Annotated in this window: 18 protein-coding genes; 10 read left to right on the top strand and 8 right to left on the bottom strand. The window is 68.2% G+C overall.

Going from position 1 to position 21,412, the window contains the following annotated elements:
* Window positions 1-165: 165 nt before the first annotated feature.
* A complete protein-coding gene (locus AC1RRP_RS11025; protein ID WP_493036059.1) occupies window positions 166-936 on the bottom strand; it encodes a 3-hydroxybutyrate dehydrogenase in 771 nt (256 codons plus the stop codon).
* A 73-nt stretch (window positions 937-1,009) separates the two neighbouring features.
* On the opposite strand from AC1RRP_RS11025, the gene AC1RRP_RS11020 reads away from it, so the two are divergent.
* Both AC1RRP_RS11020 and AC1RRP_RS11015 read left to right on the top strand, forming a co-directional pair.
* Window positions 1,010-1,906: an alpha/beta fold hydrolase gene (locus AC1RRP_RS11020; RefSeq protein ID WP_493036057.1), complete on the top strand. Its 897-nt coding sequence runs from the start codon at window positions 1,010-1,012 to the stop codon at window positions 1,904-1,906.
* A gap of 7 nt (window positions 1,907-1,913) precedes the next feature.
* On the top strand, window positions 1,914-4,142 hold the full coding sequence (locus AC1RRP_RS11015) for a RelA/SpoT family protein (RefSeq protein WP_493036055.1): 2,229 nt from the start codon (window positions 1,914-1,916) through the stop codon (window positions 4,140-4,142).
* 582 nt (window positions 4,143-4,724) lie between these two features.
* Here AC1RRP_RS11015 and AC1RRP_RS11010 read toward each other — a convergent pair.
* Window positions 4,725-7,220: a protein kinase domain-containing protein gene (locus AC1RRP_RS11010; protein ID WP_493036053.1), complete on the bottom strand. Its 2,496-nt coding sequence runs from the start codon at window positions 7,218-7,220 to the stop codon at window positions 4,725-4,727.
* 66 nt (window positions 7,221-7,286) lie between these two features.
* A complete protein-coding gene (locus AC1RRP_RS11005) occupies window positions 7,287-8,003 on the bottom strand; it encodes an SIMPL domain-containing protein (protein ID WP_493036051.1) in 717 nt (238 codons plus the stop codon).
* Window positions 8,004-8,166: 163 nt separating this feature from the next.
* On the opposite strand from AC1RRP_RS11005, the gene ompR reads away from it, so the two are divergent.
* Both ompR and AC1RRP_RS10995 read left to right on the top strand, forming a co-directional pair.
* Window positions 8,167-8,898: an osmolarity response regulator transcription factor OmpR gene (gene ompR, locus AC1RRP_RS11000; protein WP_057675927.1), complete on the top strand. Its 732-nt coding sequence runs from the start codon at window positions 8,167-8,169 to the stop codon at window positions 8,896-8,898.
* 71 nt (window positions 8,899-8,969) lie between these two features.
* A complete protein-coding gene (locus tag AC1RRP_RS10995) occupies window positions 8,970-10,367 on the top strand; it encodes a sensor histidine kinase (RefSeq protein ID WP_493036081.1) in 1,398 nt (465 codons plus the stop codon).
* Window positions 10,368-10,388: 21 nt separating this feature from the next.
* On the opposite strand, the gene ispF is transcribed toward AC1RRP_RS10995, so the two are convergent.
* Complete coding sequence (ispF, locus tag AC1RRP_RS10990; RefSeq protein ID WP_493036048.1) at window positions 10,389-10,877, bottom strand: 2-C-methyl-D-erythritol 2,4-cyclodiphosphate synthase; 489 nt, start codon at window positions 10,875-10,877, stop codon at window positions 10,389-10,391.
* Window positions 10,874-11,596 carry a 2-C-methyl-D-erythritol 4-phosphate cytidylyltransferase gene (ispD, locus tag AC1RRP_RS10985; RefSeq protein ID WP_493036046.1) on the bottom strand — a complete coding sequence of 241 codons (723 nt, stop codon included), beginning with the start codon at window positions 11,594-11,596 and terminating at the stop codon, window positions 10,874-10,876. The genes ispF and ispD overlap by 4 nt, the downstream gene beginning before the upstream one ends.
* 104 nt (window positions 11,597-11,700) lie before the next feature.
* Here ispD and mfd point away from each other — a divergent pair, with 104 nt between their 5' ends.
* From mfd to AC1RRP_RS10965, 4 genes are read left to right on the top strand one after another with little or no spacing between them, the layout of a single operon-like run.
* Window positions 11,701-15,201: a transcription-repair coupling factor gene (mfd, locus tag AC1RRP_RS10980; protein ID WP_493036044.1), complete on the top strand. Its 3,501-nt coding sequence runs from the start codon at window positions 11,701-11,703 to the stop codon at window positions 15,199-15,201.
* A gap of 9 nt (window positions 15,202-15,210) precedes the next feature.
* Window positions 15,211-15,831, top strand: coding sequence for a hypothetical protein (locus AC1RRP_RS10975; protein ID WP_493036042.1), 621 nt, complete (start codon window positions 15,211-15,213; stop codon window positions 15,829-15,831).
* Window positions 15,832-15,839: 8 nt separating this feature from the next.
* Complete coding sequence (gene serB / locus AC1RRP_RS10970; protein WP_493036041.1) at window positions 15,840-16,556, top strand: phosphoserine phosphatase SerB; 717 nt, start codon at window positions 15,840-15,842, stop codon at window positions 16,554-16,556.
* Window positions 16,553-17,122, top strand: a complete 570-nt coding sequence (locus AC1RRP_RS10965; protein ID WP_493036039.1) for a redoxin domain-containing protein — start codon at window positions 16,553-16,555, stop codon at window positions 17,120-17,122. Before serB ends, AC1RRP_RS10965 begins: the two co-directional genes overlap by 4 nt.
* A 3-nt stretch (window positions 17,123-17,125) precedes the next feature.
* Here AC1RRP_RS10965 and AC1RRP_RS10960 read toward each other — a convergent pair whose 3' ends face one another.
* Together AC1RRP_RS10960 and AC1RRP_RS10955 are read right to left on the bottom strand one after the other, a co-directional pair.
* Window positions 17,126-18,124 (bottom strand): DUF481 domain-containing protein, encoded by a 999-nt coding sequence (locus AC1RRP_RS10960; protein WP_493036037.1) that lies wholly within the window; start codon window positions 18,122-18,124, stop codon window positions 17,126-17,128.
* A 52-nt stretch (window positions 18,125-18,176) separates the two neighbouring features.
* A complete protein-coding gene (locus AC1RRP_RS10955; protein WP_493036035.1) occupies window positions 18,177-19,757 on the bottom strand; it encodes an alkaline phosphatase D family protein in 1,581 nt (526 codons plus the stop codon).
* 116 nt (window positions 19,758-19,873) lie between these two features.
* Between AC1RRP_RS10955 and AC1RRP_RS10950 the strand changes: the two genes are divergently transcribed.
* Both AC1RRP_RS10950 and AC1RRP_RS10945 read left to right on the top strand, forming a co-directional pair.
* Window positions 19,874-20,128, top strand: a complete 255-nt coding sequence (locus AC1RRP_RS10950; RefSeq protein ID WP_493036033.1) for a hypothetical protein — start codon at window positions 19,874-19,876, stop codon at window positions 20,126-20,128.
* 16 nt (window positions 20,129-20,144) lie between these two features.
* Window positions 20,145-20,432, top strand: a complete 288-nt coding sequence (locus tag AC1RRP_RS10945) for a hypothetical protein (RefSeq protein ID WP_493036031.1) — start codon at window positions 20,145-20,147, stop codon at window positions 20,430-20,432.
* Between the two features lie 198 nt (window positions 20,433-20,630).
* Here AC1RRP_RS10945 and rlmB read toward each other — a convergent pair whose 3' ends face one another.
* Window positions 20,631-21,365, bottom strand: a complete 735-nt coding sequence (gene rlmB / locus AC1RRP_RS10940; protein WP_493036029.1) for a 23S rRNA (guanosine(2251)-2'-O)-methyltransferase RlmB — start codon at window positions 21,363-21,365, stop codon at window positions 20,631-20,633.
* Window positions 21,366-21,412: the final 47 nt, after the last annotated feature.

Raw genomic sequence — 21,412 nt, 5'->3', positions numbered from 1 at the left:
TCTCCTGGCGCCTGCGGCGCAGGAAAAGTGTTTCCTATGTCCCCGAACACCCGTTTCCCATGTCTCCGGTCTATACAGCGAAGCAAAGAAAAGGACCTCGCCCGCCGGGGCGAGACCCGGCTCGCTACGCAAGCCGAGGATGAAATAGAAAGAAGAGGGGCGCTCTTATTTCGCCACCCAACCCCCATCCATATTCCAAGCCACCCCCCGCACATTGTTGCCAGCGGCTGAACAGAAGAACACGGCGAGTTCGCCCAGTTCATCCGGCGTGGTGAACTGCATGGAGGGCTCCTTCTCGCCCAGCAGCAGCTTCTTGGCCTCCTCGTTGGAGATCTTCAGCGCGGCGGCCTTGGCGTCCACCTGCTTCTGCACCAGCGGGGTCAGCACCCAGCCCGGGCAGATGGCGTTGCAGGTCACGCCCGTGGTGGCATTCTCCAGCGCGGTGACCTTGGTCAGGCCCACGATGCCGTGCTTGGCCGCCACGTAGGCCGACTTCTCGGCCGAGGCCACCAGGCCGTGCACCGAGGCCACGTTGATGATGCGGCCCCAGTTAGCCGCCCGCATGGCCGGCAGCACCAGGCGTGTGGCGTGGAAGGCGCTGCTCAGGTTGATGGCGATGATGGCGTCCCAGCGCTCGGGCGGAAAGTCTTCGATGCGCGCCACGTGCTGGATGCCGGCGTTGTTGACCAGGATGTCCACGCGGCCGAACTGCGCGGCGGCGTGTTTCATCATGTCCTCGATCTCGGCCGGCCTGCTCATGTCGGCGCCGTGGTAGGCCACCCGGACACCCAGCGCAGCGATCTCGGCCTTCGGACCTTCGACGTCGCCGAAGCCGTTGAGCACGATGTTGGCGCCCTGGCGGGCCAGGGCCTTGGCAATCCCCAGGCCGATACCGCTGGTGGACCCGGTGACGAGGGCTGTTTTTCCTTTGAGCATGCTGATGTCTCCTATAAAGGCTTTACGTTTGAATTAGGATGATGCCAAGTGCACCCGATGATCTGATTTCACCATGTCCGAGCCTACGCTGAACTACGTAACCTGTCCCGACGCCGCCGGCGGCCATCGCATGGCCTGGTGGCAATGGGGCAACCCGACAGCGAGCCATGTGGTGGTGTGCGTGCATGGCCTGTCGCGCCAGGGGCGCGATTTCGACGTGCTGGCGCAGGCCCTGTGCGATCGCGCCGGCGGCCAGCTGCGGGTGGTCTGCCCGGACGTGGCGGGCCGCGGCCAGAGCGACTGGCTCCAGGACCCCATGGGCTACCAGATCCCCGCCTATGCGGCCGACATGCTGGTGCTGCTGGGCGAATTGAAGCCCGTGACGCTGGACTGGGTCGGCACCAGCATGGGCGGCCTGATCGGTCTGGTGCTGGCCGGCCAGCCTCAGCTGCCGTACAAGATCCGCAAGCTCGTGCTCAATGACGTGGGCCCGGCCATTTCCTGGCAGGCCATCCAGCGCATCGGCGAGTACCTGGGCGCACTGGTGCGCTTCAGCTCCGTCGAGCAGGCAGCCGAGGCGCTGCGCCTGATTTCCGTGGGTTTCGGTCCGCACACACGCGAGCAGTGGATGGCGCTGACGCGGCCCATGCTCAAGCCGGCCAGCGATGGCAGTGGTCTCATGCTGCACTATGACCCGGCCATTGCCGTGCCCTATGGCACGCTGACGCAGGAAAATTCGGCGCAAGGCGAAAAGACACTCTGGCAGCTATACGACGCCATCACGGCTCGCACGCTGCTGCTGCGCGGCGCCAACTCCGACCTGCTGTCGCCCGAGACGGCCCTGGCCATGACCCAACGCGGCCCGCGCGCGCAGCTGGTCGAGTTCCCCGGCGTCGGCCACGCCCCCACCCTGGTCGCAGCCGACCAGGTTCAGGTCGTCTGCGATTTCCTGCTCGGCGCTGGCGCATGAGTTCCCCATGAAAAGCCACGCTTCCGAATTGCCCGGCGGCGAGACGCGCTCGCCGCTGATCGCCGCCACCGCCCACAGCCTGCCCGAACAGGCGCACGCCCTGGCCCGCGCACGCGCCTTTGCCGAGCCTTTGCTGGCCAACGAAGCGCTGGACACCGGTGAGAACACCCTCGCCCACGCCGATGCGGTCGCCGCCATCCTCCGGTCCATCGGCGGCTCCGAGGCCATGCAGGCGGCCTGCTACCTGGTCTACACCAGCAATCACCTGAACAAGCCGCAGGAGACCATTGCCAAGGCCTTCGGCGAGAGTTATGCCGAACTGGCGGTGGAGACCACCAAGCTGGTGCAGGTGCAGCGCCAGGCCAGCGCAGCCCAGCAGGCGGCCCTGCGCGCTGGCACACCGGTGCCCATGGCCCAGACCACGGCGGCGCAGACCGAGAACGTGCGCAAGATGCTGCTGGCCTTCTCGCGCGACCTGCGCGTGGTGCTGCTGCGCCTGGCCTCGCGCCTGCAGACGCTGCGCTATTTCGCGGCCACCAAACAGGCGCTGCCTGCCGGCCTGGCGGCCGAGTCGCTCAACGTGTTCGCGCCGCTGGCCAACCGCCTGGGCATCTGGGAGATCAAGTGGGAGATGGAAGACCTGTCCTTCCGCTTCCTGGAGCCCGACACCTACAAGCAGATTGCGCGCCTGCTGGATGAAAAACGCATCGAGCGCGAGGACTATGTGCTGCGCTTGCGCGAACGGCTGGAGACCGAACTGCGCACCCAGGGCATCCCGGCACAGGTGCAGGGCCGGCCCAAGCACATCTACAGCATCGTCAAGAAGATGCGCGGCAAGTCGCTGGACTTCGACCACGTCTACGACGTGCGTGCACTGCGCATCGTGGTTCCCTCCGTGCCCGACTGCTACGCGGCGCTGAGCTGGGTGCACAGCCAGTTCACGCCCGTGACCGAGGAGTTCGACGACTACATCGCCCGGCCGAAGGCCAACGGCTACCAGTCGCTGCACACCATCGTGCGCGACGGCGAGGGTCGCCCCATCGAGATCCAGATCCGTACCCAGGCCATGCACGAGCACGCCGAGCACGGCGTAGCCGCGCACTGGGCCTACAAGGAGGCCGGCGCCAAGGGCTACTCGGGCGTGACGGCCGACAGCGCCTACGACGCCAAGATCGCCGTGCTGCGCCAGCTGCTGGCCTGGGAGCGCGACCTCTCGGGCCCGCAACAGGCGCAAGGCGTATTCGAGGACCGCATCTACGTGCTCACGCCCGACGCCGCCATCGTCGAGCTGCCCCAGGGCGCCACCCCGGTGGACTTCGCCTACAGCGTGCACACCAATCTGGGCCACCGCTGCCGCGGTGCCCGCATCGATGGCGCCATGGTGCCGCTGAACACGCCGCTGAAAAACGGCCAGACGGTGGAGATCGTCGCCGCCAAGGAAGGTGGCCCCTCGCGCGACTGGCTCAACAGCGAACTCGGTTTCATGGTCAGCCCGCGTGCGCGCAGCAAGGTGCGCGCCTGGTTCAATGCCCAGGCCACGCACGAGACCATTGCACGTGGCCGCGAGGCGGTGGAAAAGCTGCTGCAGCGCGAAGGCCGCACCGCCATCAAACTGGACGACCTGGCCGCGCAGTTGGGTTTCGCCTCGGCCGAGGCCCTGTTCGAGGTCGTCGGCAAGGACGAGTTCTCCCTGCGCAGCATCGAGACCGTGCTGCGCCCGGCCGAACCGCCGGCGCCAGCCGACGAGCAGGCCCTGCTCAAGAAATTCAAGGGCGGCAGCAGCTCACGCGGCGGCGTGCTGGTGGTGGGCGTCGATTCCCTCCTCACACAACTGGCCAAATGCTGCAAACCCGCGCCACCGGATGAGATCCGCGGTTTTGTCACGCGCGGCAAGGGCGTGAGCGTGCACCGCGCCGACTGCAGCAACCTGCACCAACTGGTGGCCAAACACGGCGAGCGCGTGATCGAGGTCGAATGGGGCGTGCCCAAGGGCGGTGAAGTGCCGCTCTACCCGGTGGACGTGTCCATCGAAGCCGCCGACCGCCAGGGCCTGCTGCGCGACATCCTGGAAGTCTTCTCCAAGGACAAGCTCAACGTCGTCGGCGCCCAGACGCAGACCGTCAAGGGCGTGGCGTGGATGACGCTCACCGTGGAGATCTCGGATTCGGGGCGGCTGGGGAAGGTGCTGGCGACGGTGGAGGGGTTGTCGGGGGTGAGGACGGCGCGGCGACGCTGACGCCCTCCTGTGCCCTTTGGTCTGGCACGCTTGCTTTGCCGGGTCTCGCCCCGGCGGGCGACTCACTTTCTCTTGCTTCGCAAAGAGAAGGCGAGCCGGATTCGTCGGCCCTCCGCTACGCTACAGGCACGCTGCGTTGCTCGGGAGCAGCGGGAAGCGCAGAAACTCGCTACGCTCAAACATCTGCGCTTCTTTTTCCGCCGCTCCCTGCGCTACTCGCCTCCTCATTACGGCGAGGGGGGGGAACCGAATACCAATACCAAAGACAACAAGGACGCGCCATGGCGCGTCCTTGTGGGGTTCGGCTGTCGGATTCTGGCTGTCGGCTGTCTGGTCCCCATGCCGTGTGGCAGGGCTGAGCAGCGCAGCAGCGGGCGGATCAGGGGGGCGTTGTTTGAGCGCAGCGAGTTTAGCCCGACCCCGCCCGATGCGAGCAGCGCAAGGTACCCCGCGGGGCCCTGACTTCGGCTGCCCTTCTCTTTGGTGACTTTCTCTTGGGCACGCAAGAGAAAGTTACTGCCCTGTCGGGGGCACATCCCGACAATGCCACGTCCACCAGGGCCTGGCTAGGCCAACAGAAACTCAGGACGACTGCCGAAACGCCATCACCGCCTGATTGCGCAAAGTACGCAGCAACGCCAGCTCCTTTTCCCCCAGCTGCAACTCACCCTGCTGCCCCCTGTCGGCATAGATCAGGCCGAAAGGCGCGCCTTTGAGCATCAGCGGCAACAGCAGGAAAGACGATGCGTGGACCGCTGTACGGTACCAATCTGGCAGGCGTTCGGCCACGCGCGTGGCGCCCGCGTCGCTGATCATGGTATCGACGCCTTTGCTGCAGACCGCGGAAAACAGGTCGCTCTTCTGGGGGTGCAGAGGGACGTGGAAGGACTTGACGATCTGCTCCACGCCCGGCCCCAGGCCGAAGCGGCCGGTCAGGGCGTCCTGCTTGGCATCGCGCATGCAGAACACGATCTGGCGAAAGCCCATGGCCCGGTACATGGTCTCCAGGATCATGCGCAGGATGTCGCTGAGCTTGAAGTCCTCGACCATGGCGTTGGTGATGTCCTGGATGCCGGCCGCCAGCATCTCGGCCACGCGCTGCGACTCCAGCGCCAGTGCCGCGATCTGCTCGGGCGTCACGGGCTGGGTGGCATGCAATTCAAAGGAGCCCACCGAGTCGTGAAAAGGATCCGTCCCGACCGGGTCATGCAGCGTCACGGTCAGCGGGGCCGCCCCGCCCGTGGGCGCGGTCTGCAGCAGGCGGGCGGCGGGCGAATCGGCAGCCACCTTGAACTCCATGGCGCGCGCCAGCTCGGCCAGCTTTTCACGCGCCCGCTGGGTCGCGGTGTCGACGCCCTTGGCGTCGATACCGATGCACCGCGCATAACGCTGGCCCACCTGCACCAGCTTGACCTGGACAGACTTCGGCTCGCTGTGCAGCAAGGCATCGGCCATCTCATTGGAAGCCAGCGCGATCCAGCGCAGCCGGTCGGCGAGCTCCTTGGGCGGCGTGGCCGGCGCCGGGCCGCTCGGCTTGCGGATGCAGTGCTGGATGGTGTCGGGCAGATGCCAGGCCCTGCTGATGCCCACGCCCAGCTGCTCGTAGCTGATGCCCAGCACCGTGATCGTGGCGTTGTCCTCGGACACGGGTTCCTTGCCGCCGGTCAGGGCGCGCACGGCACGCGCTTCTTCCGGGAAATAGTATTCCGTCAGCAGACGCCCCAGGTTCTGGAACATGGCGCCCAGGAAGGCCTCCTCGCCTTCGCTGCGCACCGGGCTGAGTTCGATGGCAATCGAGCCGGCCATCAGCGAGCGCAGGAACTCTTCCTTGAGCAAGCTGGCGTGGGCCTTGTCCTGCATGTGTTCGAGCAGCACCAGACTCAGCGCCATGTTGCGGATGCCGTTGAAGCCCACCAGCGTGACCGCGCGCGACACGGTACTGATGGTGCCCCCGCGCGCGTACTGCGGGGTGTTGACCACGCGCAGCAGCTTGTTGGTCAGCGCCACATCCTTGAGGATCTCGTTGGTCAGGGTCGCAACGCTCTCGCGGTCCGAACTGGAGATGCTCTGGATGCGCACGATGGAGCCCGACATGGCCGGGAAATCGCTCTTGTGGCGCATGCGCCGCAGCAGGAACTCCACGGTGCCGCTGCTGCCTTTTTCATCGGCATCGCTCAGCGGCGTGGTCACCGGTCGCAGCCATTTCTTCAACTCGTCGCGAAACACCTGGGCTGAGGGGTGGCGCTGGCGCGGGTCGCGCGCCAGGCCACGCAGCAGGATGGCGCGCAGCGCGTCATCGGCCTCGCCGCCCAGCTCGGGGGGCAGCTGCAGGTCCTCCAGCGCCACACGCTGCATGGCGCGCCAGGGATCGCGTTCGTCGATCAGGCGCTGGCCGCTGAGCATCTCGGTCAGCACGACGGCGGCGGAAAAAATGTCCATGGCCGGCGTCGGCGGCGCGCCCGTGGCCGCCTCCGGCGACATATAACCCGGCGTGCCACCGGTCGCCTGCGCGGCCTTGGCCGGCACAGGGTGTGCCTCGCTCTCCTGCACCCGCACGGCGATGCCGAAATCCATCACGCGCGCACGGCCGCTGGCATCGACCAGCACGTTGGAGGGCTTGAGATCGCGGTGCACGATGCCGGCCGCATGCGCGGCGGCCAGTGCTTCCAGCACGTCGACCATCAGGCCCACCGCCTCGCCCGGCGGCAGTGCGCCGCGCTGGTGCAGGATCGCGGCCAGGGTCTGGCCCGGCACGTACTCGAAGACCAGGTAGGGCTGCTGGTCCTCCACGTCGGCCTCGAAGACCGGGATGATGTTGGGGTGGGTCAGGCGGCTCACACTGCGCGCCTCCTGCAGCCACTGGGCCACCAGCGCCGCATCGGCACCCTGCTCGGGGCGCAGCAGCTTGATCGCCACCTCACGCTCCAGGCGCGGATCAAACGCCAGCCAGACCGTGGCTTGCCCACCCTGGCCCACCAGGCGCCGCAGCTTGAAACGCCCGATGCTGTCGCCCACCTTGGGTTCAGGCAAGGCCGCAGCGGGACGCCGGGGGTTCTGAAAGGTGGGCAGGGGCAACATGGCTGTTCCAAGCAGTGTAGGTCGGCGCTGGAGCCGTGCAAGCCCGGGACTTACCCGGGCTTGTTTTTATTTGAGTTGCACCGACCCGCTGACGGTGACCTGTACCTGGGCCTGGCCGGCCTCCACCGGCAGCGGCGCGTCGGAGGCCATGCTGCTTTTCGCCTCCATGGCCAGGAAGCGCGGGCGGATCTGCGCGCCCTGCTCCTGGCTGTTGATAGTGATCTCGCGCAGGCTGTAGCCGCTGAAACCGAAACCCCGCGCAATCTCCGTGGCCCGGGCGCGGAAACGCTCGATGGCCTGGGCCTGGGCCTGCTGCTCCAGGCGTTCGCGCTGCTCGCGGCTCAGGCCGAAGACCGTCTGCGCCACCGCCATGCCCTGGATGCGGCCAGCCAGGGCCGCAATGCGCTCCAGATCGCTGCCGGACAGCACCAGCTCGGCCGTGCCCTGCCAGGTGCTGATGCGCCCGTCGCGGTTGCTGCGCGGGTAGAGGCTGAAGTTGCCGCTGCGCACCTCCAGGCCACCGGGCTGGGCGGCGGGGCGCGCCTCGGCCAGGGCCGCGTCGAGCACGGCCTTGAGCTGTTGCTGCACCAGCGCCGGGTCGCTGCCCTCGCGCGTGGCGCGCAGCGTCACGCTGAGCTGGTCCTGGCGGGCTTCCAGCGTGGCCGAGGCCGTGAACTGAACGACATCACGCGGGATCGGGCCCGGCTGGGCGTGGGCTACAGACGCGGCCCACAGGCCGGCGACCAGCAGCAAAACGGGGGCGGAAGGAAAAATGGCTTTCATGGCACGGTGCTCCTGGGGCTATGCGGCATTCTTGCGGGGACGTACTTGCGCATTGGGCCGAGATTTGTAACAGTATGTCAAAGTCAGGCCTCCTGGAGGCTGAGGGCCGGTTGTGACCGGCAGAATCCGCAGCTTGCACACCGTCCAAGGCCGAGCATAGAACATGACGTCCATTTCAAGCCGTACCGACAAGATCCTGGTCGTCGATGACGACGCGCGCATCCGCGACCTGTTGCGCCGCTACCTGACCCAGGAGGGCTTCGAGGTCTTCCAGGCCGAGGACGGCAAGTCCCTCACGCGCATCCTGCTGCGCGAGACGGTGGACCTCATCGTGCTCGACCTCATGATGCCCGGCGAGGACGGCCTGTCCATCTGCCGGCGCCTGCGCGCGGCCAACGACAAGACCCCCATCATCATGCTGACCGCCAAGGTCGAGGACGTGGACCGCATCGTCGGCCTGGAAGTCGGCGCCGACGACTACCTGGGCAAGCCCTTCAACCCGCGCGAGCTGCTGGCCCGCATCAACGCCGTGCTGCGCCGGCGCCCGGCACTGGAGGCGCCCGGCGCGCCTTCGAGCGACCAGGAGGTGGTGAGCTTCGGCCCCTACACCTTCGACATGGGCGCGCGCACCCTGCGCAAGGAAGGCGAGGAACTGCCCCTGACCACGGGCGAGTTCGCCATGCTCAAGGCCCTGGTGCGGCACCCGCGCCAGCCCATGTCGCGCGAAAAGCTGGCCCAGCAGGCCCGCGGGCGCGAATTCGAGCCCTTCGACCGCAGCCTGGACGTGCAGGTCTCGCGCCTGCGCAAGCTCATCGAGGTCGATCCGGCCGTGCCGCGCTACATCCAGACCGTCTGGGGCGTGGGCTATGTCTTCGTACCGGACGGTGCAGGTTGATCTTTCGCAGCCACCGTTCCCCCGCCCCGCTACGCTCCTCTCTGCTGGATCCGTCGCGCTGGCACTCCCAGCTGACCGAAGAACAGCATGGCGGCGGCGGTCCGCAGGAAACCACCCCGGCCGAACTCGATGGCGAAGTGCGCGACCAGACCGGCCTGAGCCTGTTCTGGCGCACCTTCTTCCTGCTCGCCCTGCTGCTGTTCGGCAGCATCCTGGCCTGGCTGCAGACCCTGCGCGCCCTGGAGTTCGAGCCACGCGCCATCCAGACCGCGCAGCAGATCGCCTCGCTGGTCAACCTCAGCCGCGCTGCACTGGTGCACTCCGACGCCATCATGCGCGTCTCGCTGATCAAGACCATGACCGAGAAGGAAGGCGTGCGTGTGCTGCCGCGCGAGCCCAGCGACCGCTATGAGCCCTTCGATACCGACAGCGTGAACCGGCGCATCAACCAGGAACTGACGGCCCGCCTGGGCCCGGGTACCGTGGTGGCCAACAGCGTCAACGGCAAGCCGGGCTTGTGGGTAGGCTTCGTGATCGACCGCGACAACTACTGGCTGCAGACCGACCGCTCGCGCTTCAACCAGACCGCCAGCAAGACCTGGCTGATCTGGCTGAGCACCGGCGCCCTGCTCTCGCTGGCCGGCGCAGCCATCATCGCGCGCCTGATCAACCGTCCGCTCAAGCAACTGTCCTTTGCCGCCAGCCGCATCCGCGAGGGCGACTTCGCGGCCAGCCGCCTCAACGAGCGCGTGCCCACCACCGAAATCCGCCAGGTCAACATCGGCTTCAACCGCATGGCCCAGCGCCTGGCCAAGATCGAGCAGGACCGCGCCGTCATGCTGGCGGGCATCTCGCACGACCTGCGCACCCCCTTGTCGCGCCTGCGCCTGGAAACCGAGATGAGCGTGACCGACCCCGACGCCCAGGCGCACATGGTGGCCGACCTGGAACAGCTCGACGCCATCATCGACAAATTCCTGGACTACGCACGCCCCGACCACGTGCGCCTGGCGCCGGTCAACCTCAACGAAGTCATCCGCGCCAGCCTGTTCGCCTTCAAGGACCGTCCCGACATGCAGTTCAACCTGGACCTGCAGGACAACGTCTCGGTGCTGGCCGACGCCGTGGAACTCGGCCGCGTCATCTCCAACCTGGTGGAAAACTCACGCCGCTATGGCAAGGAGCCCGAGAGCGGCATCACCACCGTGGACATCACGACCCGCGCGCGCGACCAGTGGGTGCAGATCCGCGTGCGCGACCACGGCCCGGGCGTGGCGCCCGAGCACCTGCCCAATCTGACCAAACCCTTCTACCGCGGCGACGAGGCCCGCACCGCGGCCACCGGGGCCGGCCTGGGCCTGTCCATCGTGGACAAGACGGTGCGCCGCATGGGGGGCAAGTTCGGCCTGGGCAACAGCAGCACCGGCGGCTTCACCATCCGCATCCAGCTCAAGCAGGCACACAGCTAGGCCCTGCGGGGCAACAGGGCACTAGCGCGCCAGCAGCACGATGGCCCGTGCCTCGATGCTCAGCCCCTCGCCCACGGGGCCCAGCTTTTCGGCCGTCTTGGCCTTCACGTTGACCTGATCGGCCCCCAGGCCGAGCACGGCGGCGATGCGTTCGCGCATGGCCGCGATGTGCGGCGCCATCTTGGGCGCCTGGGCGATGATGGTGCTGTCGACATTGCCGATCTGCCAGCCCTGGGCGCGCACGCGCGCCGCCGCCTCGGCCAGCAGCACCGATGAATCGGCGCCCTTGAAGCGCGCATCGGTGTCAGGAAAATGGCGACCGATGTCACCCAGGCCGGCCGCGCCCAGCAACGCATCGGTGATGGCGTGCAGCAGCGCATCGGCATCCGAATGGCCCAGCAGGCCTTTTTCGTAGGGAATCTCGACGCCGCCCAGGATGAGCTTGCGCCCCTCGACCAGGGCATGCACGTCCCAGCCCTCACCGACCCGCATGGAAAAAAGAGTGCTCATGGCATTGTCCTCGTGGCGTCCACCCGGGCCCGCAGCACGGCCTCGGCCAGCGCGAAATCCTCGGGATAGGTCACCTTGAAATTCTGGGCGCTGCCGCTCACCAGACGCGGTGCCAGGCCCAGCGCCTCGATGGCCGAGGACTCATCGGTCACCTCCACGCCAGTCTGGGCCAGGGCGCGCTGCAGCAGCCCCAGGCGGAACATCTGCGGCGTCTGCGCCAGCCACTTGTCGCCTCGCGCCAGCGTGGCGCTCACCCGGCCGTCCTGTTCCTGCTTGAGCGTGTCGGGCAATTTCAGCGCCAGCAGACCGCCCACCGCGTCCAGCGCGCACGCCTCGATCAGCTGGCTGATCTGCTGCGGCGTCACCAGGCAGCGCGCGGCATCGTGCACCAGCACCCAGTCCTGCTCGCCGGCCCCCAGGCTGCGCAGCACGGCCAGGCCGTTCGTCACCGTGGCGGCGCGCGTCGCACCCCCGCAATCGGCCAGGGCATAACTGGCCGTGGTCACGGGTTCCAGAAAACGGTCGCCCGGGGCCACCACCACCAGGGTGCGCTGCAGTTGCGGCACCGCGGCGAACGCCGCCAGGGTGTGCCGCACCATGGGCTGGCCCGCGACGAGCTGGTACTGCTTGGGGCCGGCACCGCCGGCGCGGGTACCGCTGCCGGCACAGGGTATGAGGGCCCAATAGCGGGCGGCAGGGGAAGTGGACTTGGAGGTCATGAGCGAGATGTCATTCTAGAGGGCCCGTCGTCCACTAAAATCGGCCCAGCACACCCCCCGCCATCCGCGCAGGGGGTTTTTGCGTTTTTTGATTTGGTTCCTCGATGGATCTCCCCAAACTCCAAGCCGGCAAGCGCTACACCCTGCCCCGCCCGACGGGCTCGTCCGACGCCTTGCTGCTGGCCCGCCTGGCCGAGCGCGAGCAGGCCGCCGGTCGGCTGCTGGCCATCGTCTGCGGCGACGCGACCGACGCCCAGCGCCTGATCGACGAGATCGCCTTCTTCAAGCCGGAACTGCGCTGCGCCATGTTTCCCGACTGGGAGACCCTGCCCTACGACACCTTCTCGCCGCACCAGGACCTGATCAGCGAGCGCCTGGCCACACTCTGGCGCCTGTACAACCACGGCAAAGGCTCGCCCGAGGACACCACGGACATCGTGCTGATCCCGGCCACCACGGCGCTCTACCGCCTGGCGCCACCGGGTTTCCTGGCCGCGCACACTTTCTCCTTCAAGGCCAACCAGACGCTGGACGAAGCGCAGTTCCGCAGCCAGCTCACCCTGGCCGGCTACAACCACGTGACCCAGGTCGTGAGCCCGGGCGAGTACGCGGTGCGTGGCGGCCTGATCGACCTCTTCCCCATGGGCTCGCAAGTGCCCTTCCGCGTCGACCTGTTCGACAACGAGGTCGACTCCATCCGCACCTTCGACCCCGACAGCCAGCGCAGCCTCTACCCCGTGCCTGAGGTGCGCCTGCTGCCCGGGCGCGAGTTCCCCATGGACGACGATTCGCGCGCGCTGTTCCGCCGCCGCTGGCGTGAGTTGCTCGAAGGCGATCCGACCAAGAGCCGCATCTACAAGGACATCGGCAACGGCGTGGCCACCGCCGGCATCGAGTACTACCTGCCGCTGTTCTTCGAGCAGACCGCCACCGTCTTCGATTACCTCGGCGCCGGCACCGACCAGGCCGCCACCGTGGTACTGCACGGCGAGCTGGAGCCCGCACTGCAGCGCTTCTGGCAGGACACCAGGGAACGTTATCGCCTGGCCCAGGGCGAACCCGATCGGCCGCCGCTGCCGCCCGAGTCGCTCTTCCTGGGCATCGAGCAGTTCTTCAGCCTGGCCAACGGCCATGCACAGCTGGCCATACGCCCAGGCAATGCAGAAGGCGTGGCCGAATTCGACCTGCTGCCCGAACTCACCGTGGTGCGCGGCGCCGAAGACCCGCTGGCCAAGCTCAAGGACCATGTCCGCAACACCCAGCACCGCGTGCTGCTGCTGGCCGAAAGCGATGGCCGGCGCGAGAGCCTGCTCGACTTCCTGCGCGCCAGCAGCGTCATCCCGCCGGCCTTCGACTCGCTCGAAGAGTTCAAGGCCAGCGACGAGAAGCTGGGCATCGCCACTGCCGCGCTCAACGTGGGCTTTGCCTGGACCGAAGAAGGCCTGGACTTCGTCACCGAGACCGAACTCTTTGCCGCCGGCCCCAGCACACGCCGACGCAAGAAGCAGGAACAGGTCAGCGACGTCGAGTCGCTGATCAAGGACCTGTCCGAACTCAAGGTCGGCGACCCTGTGGTGCATGCCAGCCACGGCATCGGCCGTTACCGCGGCCTGGTGAACATGAGCGTGAGCGGCCAGCTGCAGGACGACGGGACCCCCGAGATGCAGGAGTTCCTGCACCTCGAATACGCCGACAACGCCGTGCTCTACGTGCCGGTCAGCCAGCTGCAGCTCATCAGCCGCTACACCGGCGTGAGTGCGGACGAGGCGCCGCTGCACCGCCTGGGCTCGGGCCAGTGGGACAAGGCCAAGCGCCGCGCGGCGCAGCAGATCCGTGACGCCGCGGCCGAGCTGCTCAACATCTATGCGCGGCGCGCCGCGCGCGAAGGCCACGCCTTCCGCTTTTCGCCGCGCGACTACGAGCAGTTCGCCAACGACTTCGGTTTCGAGGAGACCGCCGACCAGCGCGCGGCCATCCACGCCGTGGTGCAGGACATGGTGAGCCCGCGCCCCATGGACCGCCTGGTCTGCGGCGACGTGGGTTTCGGCAAGACCGAGGTCGCCCTGCGTGCCGCCTTTGTCGCCGTCACCGGCGGGCGCCAGGTGGCCTTCCTCGCGCCCACCACCCTGCTGGCCGAGCAGCACTACCAGACCCTGGTGGACCGCTTCTCCAAATGGCCGGTGAAGATCGCCGAGATGAGCCGCTTCCGCTCGGGCAAGGAGATCACGGCCGCGCTCAAGGGCATCGCCGACGGCAGCGTGGACATCGTGGTCGGCACGCACAAGCTGCTGAGCCAGGACACCAAGTTCAAGAACCTGGGCCTGCTCATCATCGACGAGGAACACCGTTTCGGCGTGCGCCACAAGGAAGCCGTCAAGGCCCTGCGCGCCGAGGTCGACGTGCTCACGCTGACCGCCACCCCCATCCCGCGCACCCTGGGCATGGCGCTCGAAGGCCTGCGCGACCTGTCCGTGATCGCCACGGCACCGCAACGCCGCCTGGCCATCAAGACCTTTGTGCGCAACGAAGACAAGGGCGTGATCCGCGAAGCCGTGCTGCGTGAATTGAAACGCGGCGGCCAGGTCTATTTCCTGCACAACGAGGTCGAGACCATCGAGAACCGCCGCGCCGCGCTCGAGATCCTGCTGCCCGAGGCCCGCATCGATGTGGCCCACGGCCAGATGCCCGAGCGCCAGCTCGAAGCCGTGATGCGCGACTTCGTGGCCCAGCGCACCAACCTGCTGCTGTGCTCGACCATCATCGAGACCGGCATCGACGTGCCCTCGGCCAACACCATCGTGATCAGCCGCGCCGACAAGTTCGGCCTGGCCCAGCTGCACCAGTTGCGCGGTCGCGTGGGCCGCAGCCACCACCAGGCCTATGCCTACCTCATGGTGCCCGACAAGGAAAGCCTGACCAAGCAGGCCAGCCAGCGCCTGGACGCCATCCAGGCCATGGAAGAGCTGGGCTCGGGCTTTTACCTGGCCATGCACGACCTGGAGATCCGCGGCGCCGGCGAGGTGCTGGGCGAGAACCAGAGCGGCAACATGCTGGAAGTGGGTTTCCAGCTCTACAACGAGATGCTCAGCGAGGCCGTGCGCTGCCTGCGCGAAGGCAAGGAGCCGGACCTGCTCTCGCCCATGAGCGTCACCACCGACATCAACCTGCACGCCCCGGCGCTCCTGCCCGACGACTACTGCGGCGACGTGCACATGCGCCTGTCCTTCTACAAGAAACTCGCCACCGCGAAAAAGACGGAAGCGATCGACGCGCTCATGGAAGAGATCGTTGACCGCTTCGGCAAGCTGCCGCCCCAGGCGCAGACGCTGATCGACGTGCACCGCCTGCGCGTGATCAGCCAGCCCTACGGCGTGGTCAAGGTCGACGCGGCGCCGCACCTGATCAACATCACCTTCCGCAAGGACGCACCGGTAGACCCGGCCAAGGTGATCGAGCTGGTGCAGAAGAACCGCCACATCAAGCTGGCCGGCAACGAGAAGCTGCGCATCGAACGCGAACTGCCCGACCCCAAGGCCCGCGCCCATATGGTGCGCGACGTGCTGCGCGCGCTCGGCACCCCGCGCACCGCCGACGCCGCAGCCTGAGACCCGACCATGGCCACGCTGCTCGAACCCCTGCTCGCGCTGCTCATCCTGCTGCCGGCCCTGTGGCTGCGGCCCTGGCGCCTGCTGGCCCACAACGGCCTGCAGACGCCGCTGCTGGCCACCCTGGCCCTGCTGCCCTTGCTGTGGGCCCTGCCCTTCTGGCACGCCATGCCGCTGCAGCTGCAGTGGTCGGGCGCCTGCCTGGTCACGCTGAGCCTGGGCTGGCCGCTGGCCGTCCCCGTGCTCACCGGCGTGGGTGCCATCACCTGGCTCATCACCCCGGCCACGGGCGAGCAGGCCCTGGCCCTGCTGCTGTGGCAAGGGCTGGTGCCGGCGACGCTGGCGCTGGGCCTGGGCGGCCTGCTGCGCCGTTTTGTGCCGCACCATCCTTTTGTCTACGTGCTGGGCCGCGGTTTCCTGGGCACCGTGCTGTGCCTCTTCGCTGCCAGCCTGCTGGCCCAGGCCGCGGGCCACAGCCTGCCCAATGTCGGTGACGAACTGGCCTGGGTGGCCCTGTGGCTCATGGCCTGGGGCGACGCCTTCGTCACCGGCATGATGACGGCCATCTTTGTCGCTTACCGTCCGCAGTGGCTGGCCACCTGGTCCGACACGCTTTACCTGAAATCCTGAACCGCCCCATGACTGCTCCCCCCACCGACCACGCACCCGGCCTCGTGCTGCAAGGTTTCACGCCGCCGCTGCGCCTGCGCGATTTCAAGCTGATCGCCTTCGACATGGACTCCACGCTGATCAACATCGAGTGCGTGGACGAGATCGCCGACGCCGTGGGCCGCAAGGCCGAGGTGGCCGCCATCACCGAAGCCGCCATGCGCGGCGAAATCACAGACTTCAAGGACAGCCTGCGCCGCCGTGTGGCCCTGCTCAAGGGCGTGACCACGGCCGACCTGGAAGCCGTCAAGCGCGAACGCCTGCGCCTGAACCCGGGTGCGGCCGATTTGATCGCCGCCTGCAAGCGCGCGGGGTTGAAAGTGCTGCTGGTCAGCGGTGGTTTCACCTTCTTCGCCGACCATGTGCAGGCGCTGCTGGCCATCGACTACACCCGCTCCAACGTGCTGGAGATCGAACACGGCGCGCTCACGGGCCGCCTGGTCGACCAGCCGTGGGGCGACATCTGCGACGGCGCCGAGAAGCGCCGCATGCTGCAGCAGACCTGCGCGCAGCTGGGCATCACAACGCAGCAGGCCATCGCCATGGGCGACGGCGCCAACGACCTGCCCATGATGGGCGAGGCCGGCCTGTCCGTGGCCTACCACGCCAAACCCAAGGTGCGTGAGCAGGCCATGGTGGCCATCAACAGCGGCGGCCTGGACCGCCTGCTGGAAGTCCTGACGTGACGACGGTCTGGCAGCGCCTGGGGGCCGGCCTCAAGACCGGGTTCTGGAACGGGCTCCGGGACTGGCGCTCGCATGCCATCTCGCTGCTGATCATCGTGGCCGTCGTGGTGGGCGTGAGCGCCTGGCAAGCCCGCCACGTCCCCGCCGGGCCGGCGCCGGCCTTCAGTGCCCCGCTGGCCGGTGCGCCAGCCGGCACGCAGGTCACGCTCGAACAGTGGCGGGCCCGCTACCCCGGCCGCGCCGTGGGCCTGCACGTCTGGGCCGAGTGGTGCCCGATCTGCCGGATGGAAGAAAGCAGCATCACCAGCCTGCAGCCCGACTGGCCCGTGCTTACCATCGCCATGCGCTCAGGCGAGGCCGCCCAGGTGGCCCGCGTGCTGGAGCAGCGCCAGCTGGCCTGGCTGACCGCCGTCGATGCCGACGGCAGCCTGGCGGCACGCTACGGCCTGCAGGCCGTGCCGGCCTTCATCGTGCTTGACCCCCATGGCAACATCCGCCATGCGGCGGTGGGTTACACCACCGGCATCGGCATGCGCCTGCGCCTGTGGCTGGCGCAGAATTTTTGAACACTAGCTGCCAAACTTCACGCTCAGGCCCGTGATGAACAGCAGGTCGTACTTCTCGGCCGGCGCCTGGGCCAGGCTGTCGTAGCGGCCCTGCAGCTTCACGCTCAGGCTCAGGCTCTTGTGGAGGTCGAGCGTCAGGCCGGCGTCCAGCGTGGCGCGCGTGCCCTTGTCGGTGAACAGGCTCGGGTACAGCACGAACTTCTGCCGCAAGCGCGCCGGCGTGCCGCCCAGCTGGTGGCTGGATTCCTGGCCCAGCAGGACTTCGGTCGTCTCCATGCGGGTCTGCTGTACATCGTTGATCAGCACACCACTGCCGCCGTACAGATCCTCGCGATAGGTCAGACCGCCATAGACGTCCCACTGGTCGTCGCGGGCCTTGACCAGGTGACGGCCCAGGCCGCTGCTGATCACGCTGCGCAGGTCCAGCTGCCGGATGCGGTCATGGCTGAACTCCAGCCCCAGGAAACCGAACTCGCGCGGCGTGATGTCGCGGTCGTAACGGCCGCCCAGGCGCCACTGCAGGGCCGTGATGCTGGTCGTCACCACGCCATTCGTGGTGCTGCGGGAGCGGCTCTCCAGGTACTGGGCCGACAGCGAAAGCTTGTCGTCCGGCCGCTGGTAGCTGGTGTCCAGGCCCAGATTGAAGCTCTGGCTGTCGGTGTTGCCCGCCGACAGCGAGAAACCCGCGTTGAAGTCACCGTCCCAGCGGCCGGCGGCCACCAGGGGCTCGGGCGGCGCCAGCGGCACCGGGGCCGCCACGACCGGGGCCCGCGCCGGCGCAAGGGCCGGCGCCACGCGCGGCCCCGCCTCGGAAGCCGCCGTTGGCGCCGCATCGGGCACGACCACCGGGGCCACGGCCGAGTTCTGGACGGGTACCACCTCCTGCGGAGCCACCAGGGCGGCCTCCGCAGCGGGGGGGGCGGGCTCGGCCGGCGGCGCTTCCTGCGCCCGGACCAGGGGGGTGGCCCACAGGGCCAGCAGCAGGAACAGGGATTTCTTCATCAGGGACTCGGGAGTACGGACCAACCGGGCGCCAAGAGCCCGGACCGCGCGATTATTGCCGCTCGATGCGGGGCCGGCCGGCCGCCACCTCGAAACGCGCCAGCGTGAAGGCGTCCGAGTCGGCCTTGGTGGCGTCCTGCACGGCGCGCAGCGTGGTGGTGAGGCGCCCGGGCGTGAACTCGGCCACGCCGTAGCCGCGGTACTGCGCGTCGCCAAACACGAAATGCGGGTTCTCGGCCAGGCGCTCCGGCGTCTTCTCCACCGCGCTGGCACTGGCGCGCGAAGAGATGCTGGTGCCGCAGAACTCCACGCCCACCGTCGCGCTGCCGGCGCGGTCGTAGTCGGCCTTGACGTGGCCCACCCAGTTCTCGTGCACATCACCGCCCAGCAGCACCGGGTTGCTCGCGGCGTGGCGCTGCAGTGCATCGGTCACGCGCCTGCGGTTGCCGGCGTAACCATCCCAGCCGTCGTTCCACAGGCGCTGCCCCGGGCCGGGCTGGGCGTCGCGCGGGCCGAACAGGGTCTGCTGCCCGATCACCGTCCAGCGGCCACCGGAGCGCGCCAGCGCATCGTCCAGCCACTGCTCCTGCGTGGCGCCAAGGTAGCTGCGCTGCGGATCGGCCCACTCCCGGCATTTGGCCGGGTCCACCAGGCGGCCGCCGGGCTGGCCGTCCTTCAGACAGGGCTGGCGGTCGCGGTACTGGCGGCCGTCGAGCAGGTGCAGCGCGGCCAGGCGGCCAAACGGCACTTGCTGGTAGACGCGCAGCTCGGCGCCGCGCGCCAGGCCGCCGAGGCCCTGCGTCAGCATGGCAGCGCGCACCGGCATGTTTTCATACCAGGCCTGGTAGGCGGCAGCACGGCGCCCCGAAAAGTCGTCCACCGTACCCAGCAAAGGCACGCCGGTGCCTTCATGCAGACCGGCGTAGTCGTTCTGCACCTCGTGGTCGTCCCAGGTCGGCAGCCAGGGGCAGGCCGCGTGCATGGCCTGCAGGTCGGCGTCGCTCTTGTGCAAGGCGTAACGGGCGCGGTACTCGTCCAGTGTGCGCACCCAGCCGCCGGTCACCGCGCGCACGGCCTGCTGGGCCCCCGGATATTCGTAGATGTAGTCGCCCAGGAACATCACCGCGTCCAGCTGCTCGGCGCGCATGTGCCGCCACGCTGCGTAATAACCGTGCTCCCAGCGCTGGCAGGAGGCATAACCCAGGCGCAGGCGTGCCGGCAAGGCGTCGGGCCGCGGAAAGGTGCGCGTGCGCCCGACCGGGCTCACGGCCTCGCCCAGCATGAACCGGTAGAAATACCAGCGGTCGGGCTCCAGCCCCGCCACCTCGGCATGCACGGCATGCCCCAGCGCCGGCACGGCCTGCACCTGGCCGCTACGCGCGATGCGCGTGAAGCCCTCGTCGTGCGCCACTTCCCAGCGCAGCGTGAACTCGGCGCCTTGCGCCTGTTCGAAGGCCAGGCGCGTCCACAGCACCACGCCATCGTGCGTGGGCGCGCCGCTGGCCACGCCCAGTGCAAACGGGTCCTGCTTCAGGCGGGCCAGGCTCCAGGCGCTGCGCGGCAGCCAGAGCGTGGTGGCGGAGGCGGCCGCCAGGCGCAAGAGCTGGCGGCGGTCGGTCGGGTGAGTGGGCATGGTGCGGTGTGCGGTGGGGCTGGCCGGGATGATGCCATGCGTTCATGACGCTCACGCGCGCCCATCCCTACCGCCCGGCGGGCCAAGGTTGACAGCCCCCCAGGTCTGACTAAAATTTGAGCAAGTTCACCGCGGAGTCCATCATGGCGACCGAAGGCATCTCCTCCAACACCCCCGTTTCTCCCCCGCCGCGCGCCAACACGGCCAACCGCGCGCAGGAGTTCCGCGCCGAGCAGCAGCGCGTGCAGGAGCAACAGTCCCAGCGCGAGGCCCAGCAAGCCCAGGCCGCCGCCCGGGAGGCACGTCAACGCGAACCGGTGGTCAACACCCAGGGCCAGACCACGGGCCGCCTGGTCAACGAAAAGGCCTGAGGAGACGGCCGTGGTCATGGCGATGCAGTCCCTCAACGGCAGCACGCCCGGTGCGCGGGCCCAGCTGAGCCAGTACCAGTCCCAGCTGCAGCAGGCCCGGCGCGAAGCCGCGCAGGCCGCCAACCGGGTGAGCCAGCTGGAGCAGCAGGCCGCGGTGGCGCGCCAGGAATCGGCCAGCGCCGACGACAAGGTGCGCAGCCTGGAAAACCAGCCCCCGCGCAGTGAAAGCAGCACAGGCGGTACCCGCAAGCGCATCAACACCCTGAGCCAGCTCAGCGGCACGGTCCTCGACGTCACGGCCTGAACCCGGCGTGCCCAACTGAAACGGCCCTCTTGAGGGCCGTTGTTGTTGATGACGGAGAACTCGTGAAGAAATCGTAGCGAGCGGCCCGAGCGCAAGGCGGACGGAGCGCAGCCACCGGAACGTACTTCAGGTACGTGAGGATGGCGAGCACCGCCCAACGCGGCGATCGGGTCGCGCAGTAGATTTATTCGCGGGTTCTCAGCCGCGTTGCCGCAGCGCCTCGTACAGGCACACGCCGCTGGCCACCGACACATTCAGGCTTTCCACCGCGCCCTTCATCGGGATGCCCACCAGCTCGTCGCAGGTCTTGCGCGTGAGCTGCCGCATGCCCTCGCCCTCCGCGCCCAGCACCAGGGCCGTGGGGCCCTTCAGGTCCACCTGGTAGATGGTCTTGGGCGCATCGTCGCTGGTGCCGATGCACCAGATGTTGCGTTCCTTGAGCTCCCCCAGCGTGCGCGCCAGGTTGGTCACCATGAAATAGGGCACGGTCTCGGCCGCGCCGCTGGCCACCTTGGCCACCGTGGCGTTGACACCTACCGCATGGTCCTTGGGCGCGATGACCGCGTGCGCCCCGGCCCCGTCGGCCACGCGCAGGCAGGCGCCCAGGTTGTGCGGGTCGGTCACGCCGTCGAGCACCAGCAGCAGGGGCGGCTCGCTCAGCGCGTCCAGCAGGTCGTCCAGCGAATGCACCTGGGCCATCGGCTCCACACGTGCCGCCACACCCTGGTGGCCGTGGCTGCCGGCCAGCTTGGCCAGGCGCAGGCCGTCAGCCTCGATCAGGCGCACATTCGCCTCCTTGGCCTTTTCCAGGAACTGGCGCATGCGCGCGTCGCGCCGGGTCGGCTCGAAATAGATCTCGATGATGGATTGCGGCGCCGTCTTCAGGCGCACGCCCACGGCATGGAAGCCGAACAGGACTTTGGGGGAGGACATGGGGGGATTATCCCAGTATGCTGCGAGGCACCAGGAATAACTGGTTG

The organism is Hylemonella sp. GW821-FHT12C09, from assembly GCF_058807395.1.
This window is presented reverse-complemented; position numbering and strand designations above follow the sequence as displayed.